We start from the raw sequence: 22,743 nt of genomic DNA on the forward strand, positions 1-22,743 counted from the left end.
CCCGCCCGCCCATGGCCCAGAACGAGAGCGCAGTCGAGGCCTTCCGGCGCGTGACCGCCGCCGCGATGCGCGCGATCGCGCACAAGACCGAGCTCAACGTGACCTTCGCGCCCGGCCAGCACGGGCTCGCGGGCAACGAGGCACGCCTGCCTTTGCCGGCGCGCGACCTGCCCAAGACCGAGGTCGCCCAGGTCCGCGGCGAGGCCGACGCGATCGCGCTCAAGCTCAGGCTCCACAACGCCGAAACCCACCGCCGCGAAGCGCCCCGCACCGAGATGGGGCGCCAGATCTTCGACGCGGTCGAGCAGGCCCGCGTCGAGGCGGTCGGATCGCGCCACATGTCGGGCGTCACCGACAACCTGGCGGCGGCGCTCGACGAGCATTGCCGGCAGCGCGGCTATGCGCGCGTGACCGAGCGCGAGCAGGCGCCGCTCTCCGAGGTGCTGCGGCTCCTGGCGCGCGAGGCGATGACCGGCCAAGCAGTGCCCAAGGCCGCCAAGCGCATCGTCGATCTCTGGAAGCCGGTGCTGGGCGACAAGGTGCTGGGCGATCTGACACGGATGGCCGATGCCGCCGACGATCAGCGCGCCTATGCCAAGGCGACGCGCCAGATGCTGTCCGATCTCGATGTGGATCTGGGGCCGGAGGACGCGCAGCCCGAGGATTCCGAGGAAAACGACCAGGACGACCAGAACGACGATACCGACCAGACCAAGGGCGAAGGCGGCGAGCAGCAGAAATCCGAAGCGGCCGCGATGGAGACCGAGGCCGGCGATCGCGGCCAGGACGATGCCGAGGCGCAGGAGACCGAGACCTCCTCCGACGAGATGGCCGATGCCGAGGAGGAGGCGCCGGGCCGCCCCGGCCGGCCGCCGCAGTCCGATCTCTCGAACCGCAGCAACGAGCCCACCTACAAGGCCTATTGCACCGATTACGACGAGATCGTCGAGGCGGCCGACCTCTGCGATCCCGACGAGCTCGGGCGCCTGCGCCAGCTGCTCGATCAGCAGCTCCAGCATCTCCAGGCCGTCGTCGGCAAGCTCGCCAACCGGCTGCAGCGCCGCCTGATGGCGCAGCAGTCGCGCTCCTGGGAGTTCGATCTCGAGGAAGGCCTGCTGGACAGTGCGAAACTGAGCCGCGTCGTGGTCAACCCGGTCCTGCCGCTCTCCTACAAGCGCGAGAAGGACATGGAGTTCCGCGACACGGTGGTGTCGCTCCTCATCGACAATTCGGGCTCGATGCGCGGCCGGCCGATCACGGTCGCGGCCATGAGCGCCGACATCCTGGCACGCACGCTCGAGCGCTGCGGCGTCAAGGTCGAGGTGCTGGGCTTCACCACCCGCATGTGGAAGGGCGGCCAGTCGCGCGAGCGCTGGCTCGCCGGCGGCAAGCCCGCCAATCCGGGCCGGCTCAACGACCTGCGCCACATCATCTACAAGAGCGCCGACGCGCCCTGGCGGCGCGCGCGCAAGAGCCTCGGCCTCATGCTGCGCGAGGGCATCCTCAAGGAGAACATCGACGGCGAAGCCCTGCTCTGGGCCCATGAGCGGCTGCTGGCGCGCCCCGAGCAGCGCCGCATCCTGATGGTGATCTCGGACGGCGCGCCGGTCGACGATTCCACCCTCTCCGTCAATCCGGGCAACTATCTCGAGCGCCATCTGCGCGAGGTGATCGACTGGATCGAGACGCGCTCGCCGGTCGAGCTGGTCGCCATCGGCATCGGCCATGACGTCACGCGCTATTACCGGCGCGCCGTCACCATCGTCGATGCCGAGCAGCTCGGCGGCACGATGATGGAGAAGCTGGCCGAGCTGTTCGACGAGGCCCAGGCGCAGCCGAAGAATCAGCGCGGCCGCACGCGCCGCACCGCCCTCCATTGAGCGCCGTGAGGCGGCACCGCCCCATCCGCGGGCGTGCCGTTCTCAGCTACATCCTTCGTTCGGCGCTGCTGGCGCTCGTCCTCGCCTTCGCGGTGCCGACGGCGCCGGCGGCCGACGAGGCGCCGCTCAAGACGCTGCCGGTGCCGCTCGATCCGATGCATCCGGCGATCACGAGGCTCGGCGCCCTCGACTATGTCGCGGGCTTCGTGCTGATGCCGGCCCCCACCCTGCTCGCGACCAAGCCCGCGGCACCCTGGGGCGGGCTCTCGGACATGATGCTGGCGCCCGACGGCACGGCGCTTCTGAGCGTCGCCGATATCGGCTGGTGGTGGCGCCTCACGCTTACGCGCGACGCGCAAGGGCGGCTGACCGGCGTGCCCACGGCGGAAGCGGCACCGCTGCGTGACCTGGTCGGCGCGCCCCTGGTCAAGAAATTCGAGTCCGATGCCGAATCGATGACGCGGCTCGCGGACGGCCGTTGGCTCGTCGGGTTCGAGCGCGATCACCGGATCTGGAGCTATCCGGGCGCCGATGCCGCCGTGAGCCTGCCCGAAGGGCCCGCGACCTCCTTCGGCGCGCCGGCCGAGATCCGGGACCTGCCTGAGAACAACGGCATCGAGGCGATGGCCGAGCTGCCCGGCGGGCGGCTGCTGATGCTGGCCGAGGGCGAGGAGGATGCGCCTGGCGACGGCAAAGGCTGGATCGGCAAGCCCGGTGCCTGGAGCCCGGTGACGATCCGGCGCAGCGACGGCTTCCGCCCGACCGCGCTGGCCGCGCTCCCGTCGGGCGGCGTTCTTCTGCTCGAGCGTTATTTCACCAAGGCAAACGGACCCGGCGCGCGGATCTCCTACCTGCCCGCCGCCTCGCTCGCCGGCAATGCCCGCCTGGAGCCGACGCTGCTGGCCGAATGGCATCTGCCGCTGACGGTCGACAATTTCGAATGTCTCGCCGTGACGCCGGCGCCCGAGGGCGGCTTCTATATTTTCGTGATGTCCGACGACAACCAGAACCCGCTCCAGCGCACGCTGCTGCTGCAGTTCCACTGGGCGGGGGCGTAGCGCAGAAAGACCGAGCCTCGGCGTTGCTCCTATTCGTCATCCCCGCGAAAGCGGGGATCCAGATCAACGCTTGGTGTGCTGGATCAAGATGGATCCCCGCTTTCGCGGGGATGACGTGGGAATATGTCCGGGTCGCTCTTTCGCTCGGCTCAAATCTGATAGTCGAGATGGATGCCGCATTCGCGCTTGTCGGTGCCGGACCAGCGGCCGTCGCGCGCGTTCTCGCCCGCCTGGATGGGCCGCGTGCAGGGCGCGCAGCCGATCGAGGCATAGCCTTCGTCGAACAGCGGGTGCTGCGGCAGGCGGTAGCGCTTGAAGGCCGCCTGCACGTCGGCGGAGGTCCAGCTCGCCAGCGGATTGATCTTGATCTGCCCGTTGGAGGCCTCGGCGAAGGGCAGTGCGCTGCGCTCGGCCCCGTGATAGCGCTTGCGGCCGGTGATCCAGGCGTCGAAGCCCTTGAGCGCGCGCTCCAGCGGCCGCACCTTGCGCAGCGCACAGCAGCGGTTGGGATCGCGCGACCAGAGATCGCCGTCAGGATCCTCGGCCGCGACTCCCGCCGCATCGGGCTCGATCGAGCGCAGGTCGGTGAGCCCGAAGCGCTGGCTGAGGATGTCCCGATACATCAGGGTCGCGTCGAAATGCTTGCCCGTCTCAAGGAAGATCACCGGCACCGACGGATCGATCTCCGCCACGAGCTGGAGCACGATCGCGGCCTCGGCGCCGAAGGAGGAGACCACGGCGATGCGCCCGGGAAAGAGGTCGCGGATCGCGGTCGAGAGGATCTTCGAGGTGTTCATGCCGAGGAAGCGGAGATCGAGGTCCGCCGCATAGGCCGCCAGCGGCGAGCGCTTCGCCTTGGCCGGCGCCGCCATGCCCTCGAGCCCGGCGAGGCTCTCCATCACCGGATCGGCCTTGGCGGCCGGGGCCGGCGCCGGCTCGGTGAAGCTGCGGCTGGCGCAGTCGGCGAACATCACGTCCATGGGCATGCCACTCCTCGCGAGGCCCTCTTGGCCTCTTCCCATTAGCTGTGATCGCCGGGTCGCGGGTCAAATGAATTACCCTGCTTGTTCGTGATTATTTTTATAACACTTATACCACGTGTTAAATATGGTGAAGCAGCAGTAAGAGTTTGATGCTGAATAAGAATGATCGCCGGAAGCGTTTACATCGGCTCAGACTTGAACCGGGCTGCAGCGCCCGTCCCCGGCATCGCCGGTTCCCGGAAAAGCGAATGCCGCCCGTTTGGACCCGGGCGGCATTTTCGCCGTCTTCAGAGAGGGAGATTGACGGCCCCTCGGGGCCGAAACCCGTGAAAGGCCTCAGGCGGCCTTCTGCTGCTTGGCGAGCGCCTTCTCGATCCGCTTCTTCAGCCGGCGTGCGTCGTCGGACAGGCGCGTATCGGCGATCCCGAGCAGATAGGCGTCGATGCCGCCATTATGCTCGACCGTGCGCAGCGCATTGACGCTGAGGCGGATATGGACGACGCCACCGAGCGCATCGCTCACGAGCGACGCCTGCTGCAGGTTGGGCATGAACCGCCGCTTGGTCTTGTTGTTGGCGTGGCTCACATTGTGGCCCGACTGGATGCCTTTGCCGGTCAAGGGGCAGCGGCGCGCCATGGCTAAGTCCTTCTTTTAACAGAAATTTACCGCCTGAACCCGATGACGGAGCCCGGCGGCGAGGCGCGTGTTTTACGGCAGCCCCACCCCTGCCGTCAACCCCGGCGTCGGGGCAGGTCGTCGCGGGCCGGAAGGCGGCGGCCCCGGGAAGGGTCAGCCCTTGCGAAAGGCCGCCAGCAGCACCGCCGCCGCGGCCGGCGGGCTCACCCGGCCGGCGGCCACCTGGGTCTCGAGCTCGGGCAGCCGCCCGGCCACCTCGGGATGGGCCTTGAGCGCCGCCAGGAGGTTCTCCGAAAGCTCGCTCCAGAGCCAGCTTCGGGCCTGGGCCGCGCGCCGGCGGCCGCGGGCGCCGCTGGTTTCCGCTTCCCGGGCCGCCGCCTCGACCGCCTGCCACAGCGCGGCAATGCCCTTGCCGGTGACGGCCGAGACCTCCTGCACCCGCACGGCCCCCTCGGCCGCCGGCCGCAGCAATCGCAGCGCCGCCTGATAGTCGGCCGCCGTCCGTCCGGCGACCGCCTCGAGATCGCCGTCCGATTTCGTCACCACCACCAGATCGGCGAGCTCGACGATGCCACGCTTGATGCCCTGGAGATCGTCGCCCCCGCCCGGCTGCACCAGCAGCAGGAACAGGTCGACCATGTCCGCGACCGCGGTCTCCGACTGGCCGACGCCCACCGTCTCGATCATCACGAGATCGAAGCCGGCGGCCTCGCAGACCAGCATCGCCTCGCGCGTACGTCGCGCGACGCCGCCGAGCGTCTCGCCCGCCGGCGACGGCCGGATGAAGGCCGCCGGATGACGCGACAGCTCCGCCATGCGCGTCTTGTCGCCCAGGATCGAGCCGCCGCTCACACGCGAGGAAGGATCGATCGCGAGCACCGCCAGCCTGTGGCCGGCGCCCACCAGATGCAGCCCGAAGGCCTCGATGAAGGTCGATTTGCCCACGCCCGGCGGCCCCGAGATGCCGAGCCGCAGCGCGCGGCCCGTGGCCGGGAGGAGCTTCTCGATCAGCCGATCGGCGGCGGCGCGGTCGGCGGGACGGTTCGATTCCACCAGCGTGATGGCGCGGGCGAGCGCGCGCCGGTCGCGGGCCTCCACGCCCGCGGCCAGCTCCATCAGCGAACGCTCGGAATCGCCGCTCATGACTCAATCACCGCTCATGAACCGTCATCGCCCATGATTCCCCCTCGCCCGCAAAGCCGGCTCCGGCGTCACCACCGGCGCCTCGCCGCCCGTTTCACCGTTCATGGGCTTGCGGGCCTGGGCCTGCTGGCGCGCCCACATGGTGGCATAGATGCCGCCCTGTGCCAGCAGCGCTTCGTGACGGCCGCGCTCGACGACGCGGCCCTCCTGCAGCACCAGGATCTCGTCGGCATGGACCACGGTCGACAGCCGGTGGGCGATGACCAGCGTGGTGCGGTCGGCCGAGACCTCGGCCAGGCTCTGCTGGATCTCCTTCTCGGTGCCGGTATCGAGCGCCGAGGTGGCCTCGTCGAAGAGCAGGATCGCCGGGCCCTTGAGGATGGTGCGCGCGATCGCGACGCGCTGCTTCTCGCCGCCCGAGAGCTTTAAGCCCCGCTCGCCCACCTTGGTCTGGTAGCCGTCGGGAAGGCCCGTGACGAAATCATGGATGCGCGCGAGCCGCGCCGCCGCCTCGATCTCCTCGCGCGTCGCGGAAGGCCGGCCATAGGCGATGTTGTAATAGACCGTGTCGTTGAAGAGGACGGTGTCCTGCGGAACGATGCCGAGCGCCGCGCGGAGCGAGACCTGCTGCACCTCGCGCAGGTCCTGGCCGTCGATCAGGATGCGGCCGGCATCGACGTCGTAGAAGCGGAACAGCAGCCGCGAGATCGTCGATTTGCCGGCGCCGCTCGGCCCCACCACCGCCACGGTCTGGCCCGGCGCCACGCGGAAGGAGACATCCTTCAGGATCGGCCGGCGCGGGTCATAGCCGAAATCGACGTGATCGAAGACGAGCTCGCCGCGCTCGACGACCAGCGGCGGCGCGCCCGGCCGGTCCGGCACCTCGACCGAGAGGCCCAGGAGCGCGAACATCTGCTCCATGTCGATGAGCGACTGGCGCAGCTCGCGATAGACGGTGCCGAGGAAGTTGAGCGGCAGGTAGAGCTGGATCAGATAGGCGTTCACCAGCACGAAGTCGCCCACGGTCATCTGATGCGCGACGACGCCCTGGGCCGCCATGCCCATCATCAGGGTCACGCCGACGGCGATGATGCCGGCCTGGCCGATATTGAGGAAGGAGAGGCTGACCCGCGTCTTGATCGCGGCCTTCTCGTAGGACTGCAGCGCCACGTCGTAGCGGCGCGCCTCGTGCTCCTCGTTGCCGAAATACTTGACCGTCTCGTAGTTGAGCAGGCTGTCGATCGCCTTGGTGTTGGCCTCGCTGTCGCTCTCGTTCATGCGCCGGCGGTATTTGAGCCGCCATTCCGTGACGAAGAGCGTGTACCAGATGTAGGAGCCGATCGTGACCGCGGTCACCAGCGCGAACCAGACATCGTAGAGATGCCAGAGCACGATGCAGACGAGCCCGATCTCCACCAGCGTCGGGAACACGTTGAACAGCATGAAGAACAGCAGGAACTCGATGCCTTTCGCGCCGCGCTCGATCGCGCGCGAAAGGCCGCCGGTCTGGCGATCGAGATGGAAGCGCAGCGAGAGCCGATGCAGATGGCGGAAGGTCTGCAGCGCCACGCGCCGGATCGCGCGCTGCGCCACCTTGGCGAAGACGGCGTCGCGCAGCTCGGCGAAGATCTGCGCCATGACGCGCACGAGGCCGTAGGCCAGGAGCAGGCCCAGCGGCAGCGCCAGCGCCGTCCCGGTCACGCCCAGCGCATCGACCATGCGCTTGAACAGGATCGGGACATAGAGGTTCGCGACCTTGGCGAGCACCAGGCAGAGCGAGGCCAGCATCACGCGTGCCTTGAGCTCGCCCTCGCCCTTGGGCCAGAGATGCGGCAGGAGCGACTTCAGCGCCGACCATTGTCCGCGATAGCTCGAACGGGCGGCAGTCGATGCGACGGGAGGAACCATGGCGCGGGTAGGGCTTTAAGCGTGTGGGATCGGAACATCCCTAGCACGAAACCGTGGCTGGTCGTTGAAGGTGTTTTCCTTCCTCTCCGCCCGCGATCCTCCTACGCGCTTTGCGCTTCGGAGGACAGAGCGGGAGATCGAGCAGGGCCTGCCCTCCGCAGCCCATGGGGCGAAGGAGGGTGAGGTGAGTAGTGAAGCTTGTGGCGCTCTCGCCGGAGAGAGCCCCCTCATCCAGCTCCGGCTCGGGTCTCCGCTTCGCTTCGACCAAGCCTGCGCGTCCTTCTCGCCCTTGCCGGGGGAGAAGAAGCAAGACTAGCTGTTCTCGCCCTTTTCGCCGCGCTCGAAGAAACGGTTGAGCACGGTGGCCTTGCGCTTCTTGCCGTTCTCGTATTCGCGCATGAAATAGATCGGCCGGTCCGGATAGAGCCTGCGCGCCTCGCGGATCAGGTGCAGCGTGACCGTGGTGCCCGGCGAGACGAAGGTGATGAGCACGCAGGAATCGCCGCCGGTGCACTCCTGATAGGTGGGGATGTAGCTGCGCTCCATCCAGGCTTCGGCGACCTTCTGGTCGCATTCGGCCCAGCCGATATAGCCCACCGGCTGCTTCCCGCGGAAGGTGAAGAGATAATGGCCGCGCCGGATCTGGCCGCGGATGACGCCGGTGAGCTTGCCGAACCTGAAATTGCTGAAGGGCGGCCGCGTATGAAGCAGCTCGGTCGCGAGCCCCAGCGCCAGCACGCGGTTGGGCAGCTTGCGGCTCACCAGCGGCTCCTTGCCCTCGGCCGCCGGCACCGGCGCGATGTCGGAGCCGAGGAAGGCCGTGCCCTGGACGTTGGGAATGGCGCGCGGCGCGGCCGGGCCGCCGGCCGGCCGTTTCGCGGCCGCCGGGTTGGCGGCGGCAGGATTGCGCGGGCCGGGGCGCGGGGCACCCGGGCGCTGCGGCTGCGGTTGCGGCGCACCCGGCGGGCGCTTGGGCTTAGGCGGCTCCATGGCCAACTCCTTGCGGCGGCATCTTCAGGGCCGGCAGATCAATGCGGCGCGCTGCGGCCGATCGAGCGCGACAGAACTAGGTAAAGCTTGCCTACATCGGCGGTGATGAAGGCGGCGTTAAGCACGCTTTCCGGATCGGCTTCCTGCGCCTGCGCCAGCAACTCCTCGAACCGCTCCATGTAACGCTCGACCATGTCGCGGAAGCGGTCGTCATCCTTGTAGCGCTGCTCGATGGCGGGCACCAGATAGCTGTCCTTCCCGCGGAACAGGCGGCGCGCGAAGATCGAACGGTCGCCCTTGTGGTAGTCCTTCCACACATCGGCCGGCACGTCGGTCTCGAGCAGCTTGCTGATATCCATGGCGAGCGAGTTGAGCTCCTCGACCATCACCGCCGCCGCGCGCAGGAAGAGATCGCGGGTGACGTTCTCCTGCACGCGCTTCAGGTTCTGGACCTGCGTCTCGGCGGCGCTGGTGGAGCGCGCCAGCTGCTGGCTCTGCTGGTCGAAGCGCTGCGCCAGCTCGCCCACCTGGCCGCCGATGCGCTCGACCGTCTCGGTCAGGAACTGGGCCCGCTCGCCGAAGGTGGCGCCGATCTCGTTGGTGCGGCGCACTACATAGTCGGTGGCTTCCACCAGCTTCTCGGTGCGGCCGTCGAGCGTGCCGCCCGCCTTGTCGAGCCGCTCGGCCACCTGGTCGCCGAGCTGGGTCAGGAGCTGGATCTGGCTCTCGAGCTCGCCCTTGATCGCCGCGGTGTCGGCCCGGGCGCCGGCCGCGACCGAGGCGAAGCTTTCCGACTGGCCGCGCAGGCTGTCGCGGATCATGTCGACGAGCTGGCCCACCTGGGTCGAGAGCTGGCCCAGCTCGGTGAGCTGGTCCTTCACCACGCCGCGCACCGCCGCCACCTGCATCGCCGCGCGCCGCGCCATGCCGACCAGCCGCTCGGTGTCGCCGCGGAAGGTCTCGGCGATGGCGCGCGAGTTGCGCGAGGCCTCCTCGGCGGCATTGACGAGATCGGCCTTGAGCGTGCCGACGATGCGCTCGAGCTCGCCGATGCGCACGGCGCTGACGCCCGTGGTCTCGCCCAGCGCATCCGACAGCTTCCCGATCGCCTCGCGCGCCTGCTGCTGCGCGGTGAAGGCGCCGGTCGCCACCGCCGCGAGCCGCGCCGCCTGGTCCGAGAAGAGCCGGCCGGCATTCTCGATCTTGCCGGCGCCGTCGGCCGCGGTGGCGCCGATCCGGTCGGCCTGGTCGCGGCCGGCCATGATCATGCTGTCGATCTTCTCCAGCATGGTGTCGGTGCTGCGCTTGTATTCGAGGAGCTTGGTCTCGGCCTGGCGCAGCGCTCCCTCCATGCGCTCGCCCGAGGCCGACGAGGCCTGCTCGATGCCGGTGGCCTGTTCGGCGAGCGCGCGCCGGAGCTTCTGTGCCTCCTCGGTGCTGTCGCGCCAATGCAGCCCGATGCGATCGGTTTCGCTGCCGACCGATTCGAGCAGGCGCTGCGCCTCGGCGGAGAAGTCGGCCGCCGCCGCCGCGAGACGCCGGCGCATCTCCTCGCCCTCGCCCTGCGCGCCCACCGCGAGATCGGCGAGCAGCGCGCCCCCCGCCTGGCGGAACTGGGCCAGCGCCGCCTCGAGCTCGCCGCGCAGCGACACCGCGTTCGCCTGGCCCTCGTTGCGCAGTGCCACGGTCGCGGCGGTGACGTCTTCCATCTGGCGCGCCAGCGAAGCGCCCAGCGCCGCCGCCTCGCCTTGGGCCGCGGCGGATTGCGCCTGCACGGCATTGGCCTGGCGCGTGAGATCCTCCGAGAGGGCCTTGGCATTGGCGGCACTCTCGGTCGCGATCGCGCGCAGATGGTCGAGCGCCTGGTCGAAGGGCCGGCGCATCGCAGCCGCGGTGTCGTCGGCGAGCCGCCCCAGCGCCTGGCCCGCCGCGGCCGCTTCGTCGCGGGCACCCTGGCCCACCTGCTGCAGCGTCTGCGCGCTCTCGGCGGCGGTGGCGCGGAAATGCTCCAGCGTCTGATCCATCGGGCGGCGCATGGCGCTCGCCGTCTCTTCCGCGAGCCGGCTCAGCGCGGCGCCGGCGGCGATGGCCTCGTTGCGGGCCGTCTGGCCCGTCTGCTGGAGGGTCGCCGTGCTGTCGGCGGCGGTGACGCGGAAATGCTCGAGCGCCTGGTCCATCGACCGGCGCAGGGCGTCCGCCGTCTCTTCCGCCAGCCGGCTCAGCGCACCACCTGCCGCCGTGGCTTCGTCGCGCGCCGTCCGGCCCGTCTGCTGCAAGGTCGCGGTGCTGTCGGCGGCGGTGGCGCGGAAATGCGCGAGCGCCTGCTCCATCGACTGGCGCATCGCGCTCGTGGTCTCTTCCGCGAGCCGGCTCAAGGCCGCGCCCGCCGTGGCGGCCTCGTCGCGGGCCGTCTGGCCCGTCTGCTGCAATGTCTGGGTACTGTCCGCCGCGACCGAGCGGAGATGCGCGAGCGTCTGGTCCAGAGGCTGGCGCATCGCGCTCGCCGTTTCCTCGGCAAGCCGGCTCAACGCGGCCCCGGCCGCGGCCGCCTCGTCGCGGGCGCTCTGGCCGGTCCGGGCCAGGGCCGCAGTGCGCTCCGCGAGGGTGCGCTCGAACTCGGCGCCGGCGGCACCCGCCGCGCGCACCGCCTCGCCGATCTGCGTGGTCTGCTTGTCGGCCGCCATGAGCCGCGCCTCGATATCGTCGGAGAGCCGCGTCAGGCTGTTGGTGAGATATTCGGTCGAGGCGGCGAGATCGGTCTTGAGGTTCATGGTCGCATCGTCGGCGGTGCGGCCCAGGGCCTCCATCTGCTGCTGCAGCGTGTTGACCAGCTCGCCGCCGCGCTGCGCGGTGCGGTCGCCCGCCGCCGCCAGCTCGCGCGCGAGGCGCGCCATCGCCTGCCCGAAGCGGTCGATCGCGGAATCGACCGCCTGGCCCAGCTGCTCCTCCTGCATCTTGATCTCGGCCGCCATGGAGGTGCCCTGCTCGAGGGCCCGCGTCACGGCGGCGTCGATCTCGTCGGTGCGCCGCTCCATCTCGCGCGCGATCTGCTCGGTGGCGGCACCCGCAGCCGAGGTGACGCTGTCGCCATGGCGCCGCACGATCTCGCCCCAATGGACGCGCTCGGCATCGAGCTTGGCCGCCACCTCGCGCGCCGAGGCGATCTCGGCCGCGAGGCCCTCGCGCAGCTTGTCGGTCTCGGCGCGGGCCTGCTGCACCACCTCGGTCAGCGCCGCCGCCTCGCTCTGGAAACGCAGCGCGAAGCCGCCCAGGAGCTCGGAGCTCTGGTCGGAAGCCGAGCGCAGCGCCTCGGCCTGCCGCTTCAGCACGGCCCCGGCCGCCTCCACGCGCGTGGCCGCCGTTTCGTCGGGAAAGGTCAGGAGGCCGAGCTGGCGGTTGATCGCGGCGCCCGCATCGGCCAGGTCGCGCCCGCGGATCCAGTAGAGAAGGAGCAGCCAGAGGAAGGCCAGCGGCGCAAACGCGCCCGCCATCGCCGCCCCCAGCTCATGGGGCAGCATGCCGCCGACATTGTTCCAGCCGATCTCGCGATCGACGTAAGTCCAGACCAGGGCCAGCCACGCGACCGTCAGCACGAGGCCGACCGCCGCGCCCAGCCACCGTCCCCCCTTCGCCGTCATGCCGTTCCCCAGAACTCGAACCCCTCAGGCCTGGAGCAAGACCGGACCCCTCGCGAATCGGGCAAGTCCGCGATTCCGGCTCGGAATCAAATAACTGGAGAATGATTCGCGTATCAAGCCGATTCGGCTTGATCGGACGGATGTCAGGCCGCCTTGCGATGACGGCGGATCATCTCGATCATCTCGGCCGCGGCCAGCGGGATGTTGGTTCCCGGACCATAGATCGCGGCCACGCCCGCCTTGCGCAGGAAGTCGTAATCCTGCGGCGGAATGACGCCGCCGGCGACCACCAGGATGTCGCCCGCCCCGGCCTTGCGCAGCGCCTCGATCAGCTGCGGCACCAGCGTCTTGTGGCCCGCCGCCTGCGACGAGACGCCGATCACATGCACATCGTTCTCGATCGCCTGGCGGGCCGCCTCCTCCGGGGTCTGGAACAGAGGCCCGATATCGACGTCGAAGCCCATATCGGCGAAGGCGGTCGCGATCACCTTGGCGCCGCGGTCATGGCCGTCCTGGCCGAGCTTGACCACCAGCAGGCGCGGGCGCCGGCCGGTCGCGTCGATGAAGGATTTGACCTCGCGCTGGATCTTCTGGAAGCGCTCGTCGCCCGCATAGGCCGCGCCATAGACGCCGCTGATGGAGCGGGTGGCGGCACGATGGCGGCCGAAGACCTGCTCCAGCGCCGCCGAGATCTCGCCGACCGTGGCCCGCGCCCGGGTCGCCTCGACCGCCAGCGCCAGCAGGTTGCCCTCGCCCGAGCGCGCCGCCTCGGTCAGCGCCGACAGCGCCGCCGCGACACGGGCGCCGTCGCGCGTGGCGCGGACGCGCTCGAGCCGCGCGATCTGCTGCTCGCGCACCTTGCTGTTGTCGATATCGAGCACATCGACCTGGGCGGGCTCGGCGGCGCGGTATTTGTTGACGCCGACGATGACCTCCTCGCCGCGATCGACCCGCGCCTGCCGGCGCGCCGCCGCCTCCTCGATCCGCAGCTTCGGCATGCCGGTCTCGACCGCCTTGGTCATGCCGCCGAGCGCTTCGGTCTCCTCGATCAGCTTCATCGCCTCGGCGGCGAGGCTCGCGGTCAGGCGCTCGACATAGTAGCTGCCGCCCAGCGGATCGACGACATGGGCGACGCCGCTCTCCTCCTGGAGGATGAGCTGCGTGTTGCGCGCGATGCCGGCCGAGAAGGGCGTGGGCAGGCCCAGCGCTTCGTCGAAAGAGTTGGTGTGGAGCGACTGTGTGCCGCCCAGCACCGCCGCCAACGCCTCGACCGTGGTACGGATCACGTTGTTGTAGGGATCCTGCTCGGTGAGGCTCACGCCCGAGGTCTGGCAATGCGTGCGCAGCGCCAGCGAGGCGGGATTCTTGGGCTCGAACTGCTGCATCAGCTTGGCCCAGAGCAGGCGGGCCGCCCGGAGCTTCGCGATCTCCATGAAGAAGTTCATGCCGATGGCGAAGAAGAAGGAGAGGCGCGGCGCGAAATCATCGATCTTGAGGCCGCACGACAGGGCCGCGCGCACATATTCGACGCCGTCGGCCAGCGTGAAGGCCAGCTCCTGCACCGCCGTCGCCCCCGCCTCCTGCATGTGATAGCCCGAGATCGAGATCGAGTTGAACTTGGGCATGTGCTGGGCGGTATAGGCGATGATGTCGGCCACGATCCGCATCGAGGGCTCGGGCGGATAGATGTAGGTGTTGCGGACCATGAACTCCTTGAGGATGTCGTTCTGGATCGTGCCGGAGAGCTTCGCCGGCGGCACACCCTGCTCCTCGGCGGCGACGATGTAGCCCGCCAGCACCGGCAGCACCGCGCCGTTCATGGTCATGGAGACGCTCATCTTGTCGAGCGGGATCCCGTCGAACAGGATCTTCATGTCCTCGACGGAATCGATCGCGACGCCGGCCTTGCCGACATCGCCCATCACGCGCGGATGGTCGGAATCGTAGCCGCGATGGGTGGCGAGATCGAAGGCGACCGAGAGGCCCATCTGCCCCGCGGCCAGGTTCTCGCGATAGAAGCGGTTGGAATCCTCGGCCGTGGAGAAGCCCGCATATTGCCGGACGGTCCAGGGCCGGTTGGCATACATGGTGGCGCGCGGCCCGCGCAGATAGGGCGGGAAGCCCGGCAGGCTCTGGGCCGCCTCCAGCCCCTCGAGGTCGGCGGCCGTGTAGAGCGGCTTCACCGCAATCCCCTCGGGCGTGTTCCAGATCAGGCTGTCGGCCGGCTGGCCGCCCAGCTCCTTGCCCGCGAGAGACGCCCAGTCGGCGAGAGATTTCTTCGGAAAATCAGGCAATTCCCAGCTCCTGCCATCGGAGTGCTGCATTGCGGCAAGTATAGCGGAGGGGACTCCGCCGCGTCCATGCGGAGAGGCCGGGCCCATGGCCGGAGCCCCGATTGCCAGGATCGGGGCGCCTCGCCATAGTCCGCCCGGTCTATCCGATCGCCCCGCAATCATCCTTACGGTCATGCCGCCCGATCAAGCTCCCGCCGCCAATCGTCCCGACTATGGCCGGCGGCTTCTGCCGCTCTGGGCGCTCGATCCGGCGATCGCCTATCTCAACCATGGCGGCTATGGCGCCACGCCGCACGAGGTGCTGGCCGAGCAGCAGCGCTGGCGGCTCGAGCTCGAGCGCGGCCCCACCCGCTTCATGCAGAAGACCCTGCCCGAGGCGCTCCGGGCCAACGCGGCCGAGCTCGCGCGCTTCCTCGGCGCCGATCCCCAGGATCTCGTCTTCGTCGAGAACGCGACCCAGGGCATGAACGCGGTTCTGCGCTCGCTGGAATTTTCGCCCGGCGACGAGCTCCTCACCACAACCCATGTCTATAACGCCGTGCGCAACACCATGCGCCATCTCGCGGAGCGCTTCGGTGCGACCTACATCGAAGCGCCCCTGCCCTACCCGATGACCGATGCGCAGCAGGCGATCGATGCGCTCACCCCCCACATCAACGCGCGCACGAAGCTGCTCGCGCTCGATCTCGTCACCTCGCCCACGGCGCTGATCCTGCCCGTGGCGGCGCTGGCGGCGAAGGCGCGGGCGGTGGGCGCCCGCGTGCTGGTCGACGCGGCCCATGCGCCGGGCCAGATCGAGTTCGACCTGCCGGGCCTCGGCGCCGACTATGTCACCGGCAATGCGCATAAATGGCTGTTCGCGCCCAAGGGCACGGCCTTCCTCTGGGCGCGACGCGACCGGCAGGCGGGGCTGCATCCGACCACGATCTCGCACGGGCTGGGTCAGGGCTTCATCGCCGAGTTCGACTGGGTCGGCACGCGCGATCCCTCGGCCTGGCTCGCGACCGGGGCCGCGATCGCCTTCTATCGGCGCATGGGCGACGGCGCCATCCGCGCCCACAACCATGCCCTGGCGAACGAGGCCGCGACGCTGCTGTCGGCGGCGCTGGGCGGCGAGGAGGGCCAGTCGCCCCGCTTGCGCGGCGCCATGGCGACGGTACGGCTCGAAGGCTTCGAAGGCCAGGACCGGCCCGCGGCGCTCGCTCTCAACGACCGACTCTGGCGCGAACATGGCATCGAGGTGCCGATCATCCCCTTCGGCGGCAGCCTCTGGGTGCGGGTCTCGGCGCAGATCTATAACGAGATCGAGGATTACCGCCGGCTGGCGGACGCGCTGCTGACGCTGCGCGGCGCGTAATACTCAACGCGCCGCGTGACGTGCCGTTCGGGCCGGTTTCGCCGGCGGCGGCACCAGCGCCTGGCGGCGTTCGTCGCCTTCATGCGCCAGCGTCCGGGTGCGGCGGTCGGGGCCGGTATAGTGATCGCTCTGGATGAAGGGGCGGGCGTCGCTCAGCACCCAGAGCACGCGGCTCATGATCGCCTGCACCGAAGCAGGCTTGGCGAGGAAGGCGTTGATGCCGGCATCTCGCGCACCCTTGACCCGCATGACGTCCGACTGCGCGGCCATCATGATCAGCGGCGTGCGCGCGAGCACGCCGTCCTCGAGCGAGCGCACCGCGCGCGCGAAATGGCTGCCGCCCTCGGGCTTCACCGTCCAGTCGACGAAGATGAAATCCGGATGGATGCGCCGCAGCTCCGTCAGGCCGGCTTCGCCGTCCTTGGCGACGACCAGGTCGCGGATGTTCATGTCCGTGAGGACGCGCTTCAGGATCGCCTGCATATGCGGGCTGTCGTCGACGATCAGGACCTTGAGCGCGCTCAAGATGCGCCGCGGTGCGGATGGAATCGAAGAGCTCATGGCCGGTTCCAGGCATCCATTCCCGGCCCCGAGCCTAGGAACCTTGTCATGAATCGCCGGTTAACCGCGCCCGGGAATCCCGCCCACGGCCCGAAAACGCCTGTTATTTCAATCCGCTATTTCTGGCCCATCAGGGCGTCGATGGCGGCCTGGGTGACGCGCCGCGAGGGCTCGCCCTGGACGATGCCGCCGGCCTCGGCCACCAGCTCCTGCAGGCGCTGGGCATCGGTCGCGATGGCGGCGAAGGCCTCCGGGTCGTTCTTCTCGATCGCGTCGCGGGCCTGCTTGATGGCGCCCGCGACCAGCGCGTTCATCTCCGCCACCACCAGCTCGAAGCCGATGCGGAACGGCGTGGGCGACAGGCGATAGGCCTCGATCGCCAGCTCCGCGTAGGAAAGGCCGCTGGCACGGAAGTGATCGGCATAGCTGAGCGGCTTCCAGGCCGCGAGATCCTCCAGGCATTCCGGGCTGTCGGCCAGAATCTCGAGCAGCATGGCGGGTTCGTTGAAGTGGTTGAGATAGTCGGTCGCCAGGAACGATTTCGGATGGATCGGCGTCTCCGCCAGCTTCGCCCGCAGCCGCGCATGCGGATCGGCGGCGGCGCCGGGCGCGGCGCCGGTCATCCCGCCGGACACGGGTTCTGGCGATGACGGGAAAGCGGACAAGCGAGCCGGCCCCTCTCAGGCTTGTTCACGGGGACGCAGGATTCCCGGCCCCGCGGGACCCACGCGAGCCTGGACCGGCGATGGTAGGGAGAACGCGGTGAAGAAACGGCTAAGCCGGCTCGGGCCCGCCCGATGGCCGCTCTGTGTTCCTTGGCCGGATCACCAGCCAAACCGGGCCATCAGGAGGCCGGGCCGGGCCGCCGAGCTGTCCAGCAGCCGGCCCACCCGCGCCGGATCGACGGCGGCCGCGGCGATGCTCTCGGGCCCGCCGAGCTGCTCCTCGAGGATGCCGCCCAGGATCAGCAGGCTGTCGGTGCCGGCCGCGGCGGCGCCGGCGATGTCGGTGCGCAAGGAATCGCCCACGGCGAGAATCCGTGTGGCGGCCATTCCCCCCAGCGCCGCGAAACAGCGCCGATAGACACCGATATGGGGCTTGCCGTGATAACGCACCCGCCCGCCCCGTTCCTCATAGGCGAGCGCGATGGCGCCGGCGCAGATCTCGCGCGCCTCGCCCCGCATCACCTCGAGATCGGGGTTGGCGCAGACCATCGGCAGCCGACGCCGGATCGCCGCCTCGAGCAGCGGCTGGAACTTCTCGAGCTTGTCGCCGGGCCCTTCGATGCCGAGCGCCAGGATGAAATCGGCCTGCGCGACCTCCGTGACGGTGGTGACGCCGAGCCCCTCCAGCATGCCCGCATCGCTGGGCGCCATGATCGGCAGGCAGCGCCGCCCCAGCCCTTCGAAGAAGGGCGTGTCGAACGCCTTCACGTCGTGCCAGGTGGCCTCGCCCGAAGTGATCAGCCCGTCATAGAGCGACCGCTCGATGCCCATGGCGGTGAGCCGCCGCTCGGCCTCGGCCGACCGGCGCGGCGCGTTGGAGAGCAGCAGCACCTGCTTGCCCCGGCGCTTGAGCTCGGCGAGGCAGGCGACCGCCGCCGGGTAGGGCCTGACGCCGTTATGCATCACGCCCCAGAGATCGACCAGGTAGCCGTCGTAGCGATCGGCGACCGGCGCCAGGCCGGCGATGAAGGGCGGAAGCGTGGAGACGGTCATGAAGGAATTCGCGAGGAAAAGGAAGCTTGGGCGGCCCTAGATGCCCGATCGCGGCGGGCGGGCGCAAGAGCGCCGTGAACCCGGGCGATTGCCGCGCTCGGAACGCGCTCAGAAATCGAGGCGGGAGAGGCGCGGCTCGCCGAAGAGATAGCCCTGGCCGTAATCGATGCCGAGATCGAGCAGCTCGACCAGCATGGCGTCGGTCTCGACCTTCTCGACGATCAGATCGAGGCCCGCCACATCGAGCTTGCGCTTGACCATTTCCGGGTCCTGCTCGGCGATGCCGAGCGGCGGCGGGATCAGGCGGTTGGCGTCGACCTTGACGTAGCGGAAGTTGCGGCGCGCCAGCTCGATCGCGTCGAACTCGAAATCGGTCACCTGGTCGAGCGAGAAGCGGAAGCCGAGCGCCGCCAGCTTCTCGAGATCGCGCTCGAGATCGGGATCGTGGCGCTCGACCGCGGCCTGCGGGAACTCGAACACGATCGAGGAGGCGATGGCGCTGTGCTCGGCAAGCAGCGCGATGAACTGCTTGAAGAACTCGCGATCCTGCAGCGAGCGCGGCGAGATGTTGCAGAAGAAGCCCGCGCTCATGTTGCGGTCATAGAGCTTGCGCACGATCTGGATGCAGCGGAACAGCAGGATGTTGTCGATCGCCGTGATCATGCCGCTGCGCTCGGCGACGCCGACATACTGCTCGGGCAGCACCATGGCCCCGTCGCCCGCCGGGATGCGGGTGTAGCATTCGAAGAAGCGGCGCTTGCGCTGCGGCAGGCTCACCACCGGCTGGACCCAGAGCTCGACGCGGTTGTCGCGCAGCGCCGCCTCGACCGAGGCCAGGATCTTGCGCTCGTCGAAATCGCGGCGCACCGGCGCCGGCGCGCGCGCGATCACGGCCGCGACCGGCACACCGCCCGCCTGGGCGGCCGCGGCCGGTGCCGCCTCGCCCGCGGGCGCCTCGATGGCGCTTTCGCCGGTGCGCGAGGCATAGAGCCGCTCGATCAGCGATTGCAGCAGCTTCACCTCGGCCACGACGGTCGAGACGCCGGTATCCTGCTGGCGCTCGCGCAGGGCTTCGCGCATCGCGTCGGCCTCGTCGCGCAGCCGCAGCAGTTCGCGGCTCTGGTCGCGCAGCGTGCGCGCCACATCGGCGCGATCGGCCTCGGCCGCGCGCAGGGCGGTCCGCGTCGCCAGCATCTGATGCAGCGCGAGCCCGACCAGCAGCACGAAGGCGCCCCAGAGCAGGCCCGGGCCCAGCAGCAATGCCGGCGCGCTCTGCGGCAGCGCATACGCGGCGGCGACCGCGGCGGCGGCATAGAGCAGGAACAAGGAGACGTGGCGGATCAACGACATCGCGGAGGGTCTGTCCCGGCTGATGAAGCTCCGGAGAGTGCCGCCAAGATGGCCGTCAAAGGCTTGATTTATGCTTAACGCAGCCTTAAGCGGCGGGCCCCGCAGGAACCTTCGGCCGCTGGCCCGACCCCACCGCCTGGGCGAGGCTGGAGAAGCCGTCGCGCCGGAGCGCCTCGGCGAGCTCGCGCTTGATCCGGCCCACCAGCCCCGGTCCGTCATAGACCAGCGCGCTATAGAGCTGCACCAGCGAGGCGCCGGCGCGGATCTTGGCATAGGCATCGGCGCCGCTGGCCACACCGCCCACCCCCATCAGCGGCAGCCGGCCCTGGGTCAGCCGGTACATCTCGGCCAGGAGATCGGTCGAAGGCTGGAACAGCGGCGCGCCGGAGAGGCCGCCCGCTTCGTTGCGCGCGGGGCTCTTGAGCGAGGCCGGCCGCGCGATCGTGGTGTTGGAGACGATGAGCCCGTCTAGCCCCGAGGACATCGCGACCGCGGCGATGTCCTGCTTGTCCTCCGGCTGCAGGTCGGGCGCGATCTTGACCAGAAGCGGCGGCGGCGCCTCGGGACAGGCCCGATCACGCGCAGCCTTCACCGCCGCGATCAGCGCCGCCAGGGGCTCGCGCCCCTGAAGCGCCCGCAGGCCCGGCGTGTTGGGCGAGGAGACATTGACCACCAGGTAGTCGGCGTGGCGCGCCAGCGCCTGCACGCCCGCCACATAGTCGGCGGCCGCGTCGGCGCTGTCCTTGTTCTTGCCGAGATTGACACCCAGCGGGCCCGGCAGCACCCCGCGACTCGACAGGCGGCTCGCCACCCTATCGACCCCGTCATTGTTGAAGCCCATGCGGTTGATGATCGCCCTGTCCTCCGAAAGTCGGAACAGGCGGGGCTTGGGATTGCCAGGTTGGGGCCGCGGCGTGACGCTGCCGATCTCGGCAAAGCCGAAGCCCAGCCCGAAAATGCCACGACAGGCCTCGGCGTTCTTGTCGAAGCCGGCCGCCATTCCGATCGGGTTGGCAAAGCGCCGGCCCCATAAATGGCTTTCCAGAATGGAATCCTCGGCCTCGCGCGCCTGCGGCCCCAGTCCCGCCGCCAGCAGGCGAACCGTGAGCCGGTGCGCCGTTTCCGGCGCCAGCAGCCGCAGAAAATCCGTGGCTAAAGATGAAAAATCAGTCATGACCGGGCTTGATTCAACCTTCTGATAGCTTTGAACAATTGGGTCAAGATGGGAATAAAAGACCCGGAACGGGATCATATTGACCGGTGCGGCAGGAACGATGTTGACGCCCGACCGGAACGGGGTTTAAAGACGCAAGCATCAACGTAACGTGCGTCGAAGCAATCAACGGAAGGCACGGTGGAGGGGCCCGTGCCGGAGAGGATTTGATTCGCGCTTGTTGTCAGCGAGGGAGAGATAATGTTGCGACACGCGGATGTGTGGCGAGCGATCGACAGACTGGCCGGCAAGCATGGCATGAGCCCCTCAGGATTGGCCCGTGCCGCCGGATTGGATGCGACGACCTTCAACAAGAGCAAGCGCAAGAGCCCTGAAGGCAAGCTGCGCTGGCCCAACACCGACAGCCTGGCTCGCATTCTTGAGGCGACCGGCGAATCACTCAACAGCTTCGTGAGCCTGATCGGTCCTTCCGGCGGCACTGCCGACCGGCGGACCTTGCCGATGCTGGGCTATAGCGAGGCCGGCAAGTCAGGGCTGTTCGACGAGACCGGCTTCCCGACGGGACGCGGCTGGGGCGAGTTCGAGCTGCCCACGGTGACCGAGATCGGCGCCTACGCGCTGAAGGTCGGCGGCAGCGGCCTCGAGCCGACCTACCGCTCGGGCGATCTCCTGATCGTCTCGCCGGCGGCACCGATCCGGCGCGGCGACCGCGTCGTGATCAAGAACCGCAAGGGCGACGTCGCGGTGCGCGAGCTGGTGCGCCGCACGGCCAAGCGGATCGAGCTGCGCTCGCTCAACTCGGCACGCGAGGACCGGGCCTATGCCCCGGACGAGCTGCGCTGGATGGCGCGGATCATCTGGGTCAGCCAGTAACGTCCCTTCGCCGATCGATAGCGGACGGGCGGCATCGCCGGGCGGCCTTCTCGGGCTGCGACGCGATGTCGCCCGTTCGCTTCTCCGCCGGAGGTCCCCGCGTGAAGCCGGATGACGATCGTGCAAATGTCGCGGTGACATTCGCGTGAGGAAACTCCGCATGCGCGCCGCGCAAGGAGGCCTTGCCGGGCGGTGAGTTTCGTGTGACCGGGTGAACCGGTATGCTGGCGACCAACGCACGGCAAAACCACAAGACACACCTCCACGAGAAAAACCATGGGCAAGGCTCACGAGGCACCTTCGATCAACGCGCAGCATTTCATCGACGGGAAATGGGTCACCGGCGACCCCTTGCTCATGAGCGCCTGGTCGCACGCGATCTGGATGGGAGCCGCGATCTTCGACGGCGCGCGGGCCTTCGAGGGCGTCACCCCGGATATCGATCTCCATTGCCAGCGCGCGATCCGCTCCGCCGCGGCGCTGGGCCTCGCCTCGCCGATGAGCGCCGGCCAGATCGAGGAGATCCTGCGCGAGGGCATCGCCAAGTTTCCCAAGGGAACGCCGCTCTATCTGCGCCCCTTCATGTGGTCCGAGGACGGCTTCATGGCGCCCGACCCGGCCTCGACCCGGATCGCGATCTCGGTCGTGGAATCGCCGCTGCCCGAGCCCAAGGGCTCCTCGGCCTGCGTTTCCAAGTGGCGCCGGCCGAGCCCCGAGACGGCGCCCACCAACGCCAAGGCCGTGGCGCTCTATGCCCAGGCCGGACGCGCCAGCGCCGACGCCCGATCCCGCGGCTTCGACGAGGCCGTGATGCTCGATCCGATGGGCCATGTGGCCGAGTTCTCGAGCTGCAACATCTGGATCGCGAAGGACGGCGCGGCGCACACGCCGGTGCCCAACGGCACCTTCCTCGCCGGCATCACCCGCTCTCGCGTGATCAAGCTGCTGCGCCAGGCGGGCATCGAGGTCTATGAGCGCAGCCTCACCTACCAGGAGGTGATGGACGCGGACGAGGTGTTCTCGACCGGCAATTACGGCAAGGTCCTGCCCGTGACCAACATCGAAGGCCGCCCTCTGCAGCCGGGTCCCGTCTACCAGCTCGCGCGGCACCTCTATTGGGACTTCGCGCACGGGAAGTGACGGGGCGCGAGCCCAGGGCCGTCGGCATCGGGGGACGCGG

At 69.2% G+C, this 22,743-nt stretch carries 17 protein-coding genes; 5 read left to right on the forward strand and 12 right to left on the reverse strand.

Annotated elements, in window-relative coordinates:
* The first annotated feature begins 11 nt into the window (after positions 1–11).
* Both cobT and FRZ61_RS21290 read left to right on the forward strand, forming a co-directional pair.
* Positions 12–1,880, forward strand: a complete 1,869-nt coding sequence (cobT, locus tag FRZ61_RS21285) for a cobaltochelatase subunit CobT (RefSeq protein ID WP_151119620.1) — start codon at positions 12–14, stop codon at positions 1,878–1,880.
* 5 nt (positions 1,881–1,885) lie between these two features.
* Positions 1,886–2,938 carry an esterase-like activity of phytase family protein gene (locus tag FRZ61_RS21290; RefSeq protein WP_151119621.1) on the forward strand — a complete coding sequence of 351 codons (1,053 nt, stop codon included), beginning with the start codon at positions 1,886–1,888 and terminating at the stop codon, positions 2,936–2,938.
* A 149-nt stretch (positions 2,939–3,087) separates the two neighbouring features.
* Here FRZ61_RS21290 and FRZ61_RS21295 read toward each other — a convergent pair whose 3' ends face one another.
* The 7 genes from FRZ61_RS21295 to scpA form a co-directional block, all read right to left on the reverse strand.
* On the reverse strand, positions 3,088–3,918 hold the full coding sequence (locus FRZ61_RS21295) for a phosphoadenylyl-sulfate reductase (protein WP_225308936.1): 831 nt from the start codon (positions 3,916–3,918) through the stop codon (positions 3,088–3,090).
* A 339-nt stretch (positions 3,919–4,257) separates the two neighbouring features.
* Complete coding sequence (gene rpmB, locus FRZ61_RS21300) at positions 4,258–4,557, reverse strand: 50S ribosomal protein L28 (protein WP_151119622.1); 300 nt, start codon at positions 4,555–4,557, stop codon at positions 4,258–4,260.
* 153 nt (positions 4,558–4,710) lie between these two features.
* Complete coding sequence (meaB, locus tag FRZ61_RS21305) at positions 4,711–5,700, reverse strand: methylmalonyl Co-A mutase-associated GTPase MeaB (RefSeq protein ID WP_151119623.1); 990 nt, start codon at positions 5,698–5,700, stop codon at positions 4,711–4,713.
* Between the two features lie 24 nt (positions 5,701–5,724).
* The gene (locus FRZ61_RS21310) at positions 5,725–7,608 is read right to left on the reverse strand and encodes an ABCB family ABC transporter ATP-binding protein/permease (protein ID WP_151119624.1); all 1,884 of its coding nucleotides are present in this window, start codon (positions 7,606–7,608) and stop codon (positions 5,725–5,727) included.
* A gap of 312 nt (positions 7,609–7,920) precedes the next feature.
* On the reverse strand, positions 7,921–8,598 hold the full coding sequence (locus FRZ61_RS21315; RefSeq protein WP_151119625.1) for a toxin-activating lysine-acyltransferase: 678 nt from the start codon (positions 8,596–8,598) through the stop codon (positions 7,921–7,923).
* 38 nt (positions 8,599–8,636) lie between these two features.
* Positions 8,637–12,236, reverse strand: coding sequence for a coiled-coil domain-containing protein (locus tag FRZ61_RS21320; RefSeq protein WP_151119626.1), 3,600 nt, complete (start codon positions 12,234–12,236; stop codon positions 8,637–8,639).
* Between the two features lie 143 nt (positions 12,237–12,379).
* Positions 12,380–14,530, reverse strand: a complete 2,151-nt coding sequence (scpA, locus tag FRZ61_RS21325) for a methylmalonyl-CoA mutase (protein WP_225308937.1) — start codon at positions 14,528–14,530, stop codon at positions 12,380–12,382.
* 172 nt (positions 14,531–14,702) lie between these two features.
* Between scpA and FRZ61_RS21330 the strand changes: the two genes are divergently transcribed.
* A complete protein-coding gene (locus FRZ61_RS21330) occupies positions 14,703–15,887 on the forward strand; it encodes an aminotransferase class V-fold PLP-dependent enzyme (protein WP_151119628.1) in 1,185 nt (394 codons plus the stop codon).
* A 3-nt stretch (positions 15,888–15,890) separates the two neighbouring features.
* On the opposite strand, the gene FRZ61_RS21335 is transcribed toward FRZ61_RS21330, so the two are convergent.
* The 5 genes from FRZ61_RS21335 to FRZ61_RS21355 form a co-directional block, all read right to left on the reverse strand.
* Positions 15,891–16,448, reverse strand: a complete 558-nt coding sequence (locus FRZ61_RS21335; protein WP_151119629.1) for a response regulator — start codon at positions 16,446–16,448, stop codon at positions 15,891–15,893.
* A 116-nt stretch (positions 16,449–16,564) separates the two neighbouring features.
* On the reverse strand, positions 16,565–17,071 hold the full coding sequence (locus FRZ61_RS21340; protein ID WP_151119630.1) for a hypothetical protein: 507 nt from the start codon (positions 17,069–17,071) through the stop codon (positions 16,565–16,567).
* A 201-nt stretch (positions 17,072–17,272) separates the two neighbouring features.
* Complete coding sequence (locus tag FRZ61_RS21345) at positions 17,273–18,166, reverse strand: TIGR01459 family HAD-type hydrolase (protein ID WP_151119631.1); 894 nt, start codon at positions 18,164–18,166, stop codon at positions 17,273–17,275.
* 108 nt (positions 18,167–18,274) lie between these two features.
* Positions 18,275–19,516: an EAL domain-containing protein gene (locus FRZ61_RS21350; RefSeq protein ID WP_151119632.1), complete on the reverse strand. Its 1,242-nt coding sequence runs from the start codon at positions 19,514–19,516 to the stop codon at positions 18,275–18,277.
* A gap of 85 nt (positions 19,517–19,601) precedes the next feature.
* Positions 19,602–20,690 carry a quinone-dependent dihydroorotate dehydrogenase gene (locus tag FRZ61_RS21355; RefSeq protein WP_151119633.1) on the reverse strand — a complete coding sequence of 363 codons (1,089 nt, stop codon included), beginning with the start codon at positions 20,688–20,690 and terminating at the stop codon, positions 19,602–19,604.
* Positions 20,691–21,002: 312 nt separating this feature from the next.
* Here FRZ61_RS21355 and FRZ61_RS21360 point away from each other — a divergent pair, with 312 nt between their 5' ends.
* Together FRZ61_RS21360 and FRZ61_RS21365 are read left to right on the forward strand one after the other, a co-directional pair.
* Positions 21,003–21,563 carry a S24 family peptidase gene (locus FRZ61_RS21360; protein WP_318526349.1) on the forward strand — a complete coding sequence of 187 codons (561 nt, stop codon included), beginning with the start codon at positions 21,003–21,005 and terminating at the stop codon, positions 21,561–21,563.
* 276 nt (positions 21,564–21,839) lie between these two features.
* A complete protein-coding gene (locus tag FRZ61_RS21365; RefSeq protein WP_151119635.1) occupies positions 21,840–22,703 on the forward strand; it encodes a branched-chain amino acid aminotransferase in 864 nt (287 codons plus the stop codon).
* Positions 22,704–22,743: the final 40 nt, after the last annotated feature.

The sequence above is a fragment of the Hypericibacter adhaerens genome, assembly GCF_008728835.1.
In the GTDB taxonomy this organism is placed as follows: domain Bacteria; phylum Pseudomonadota; class Alphaproteobacteria; order Dongiales; family Dongiaceae; genus Hypericibacter; species Hypericibacter adhaerens.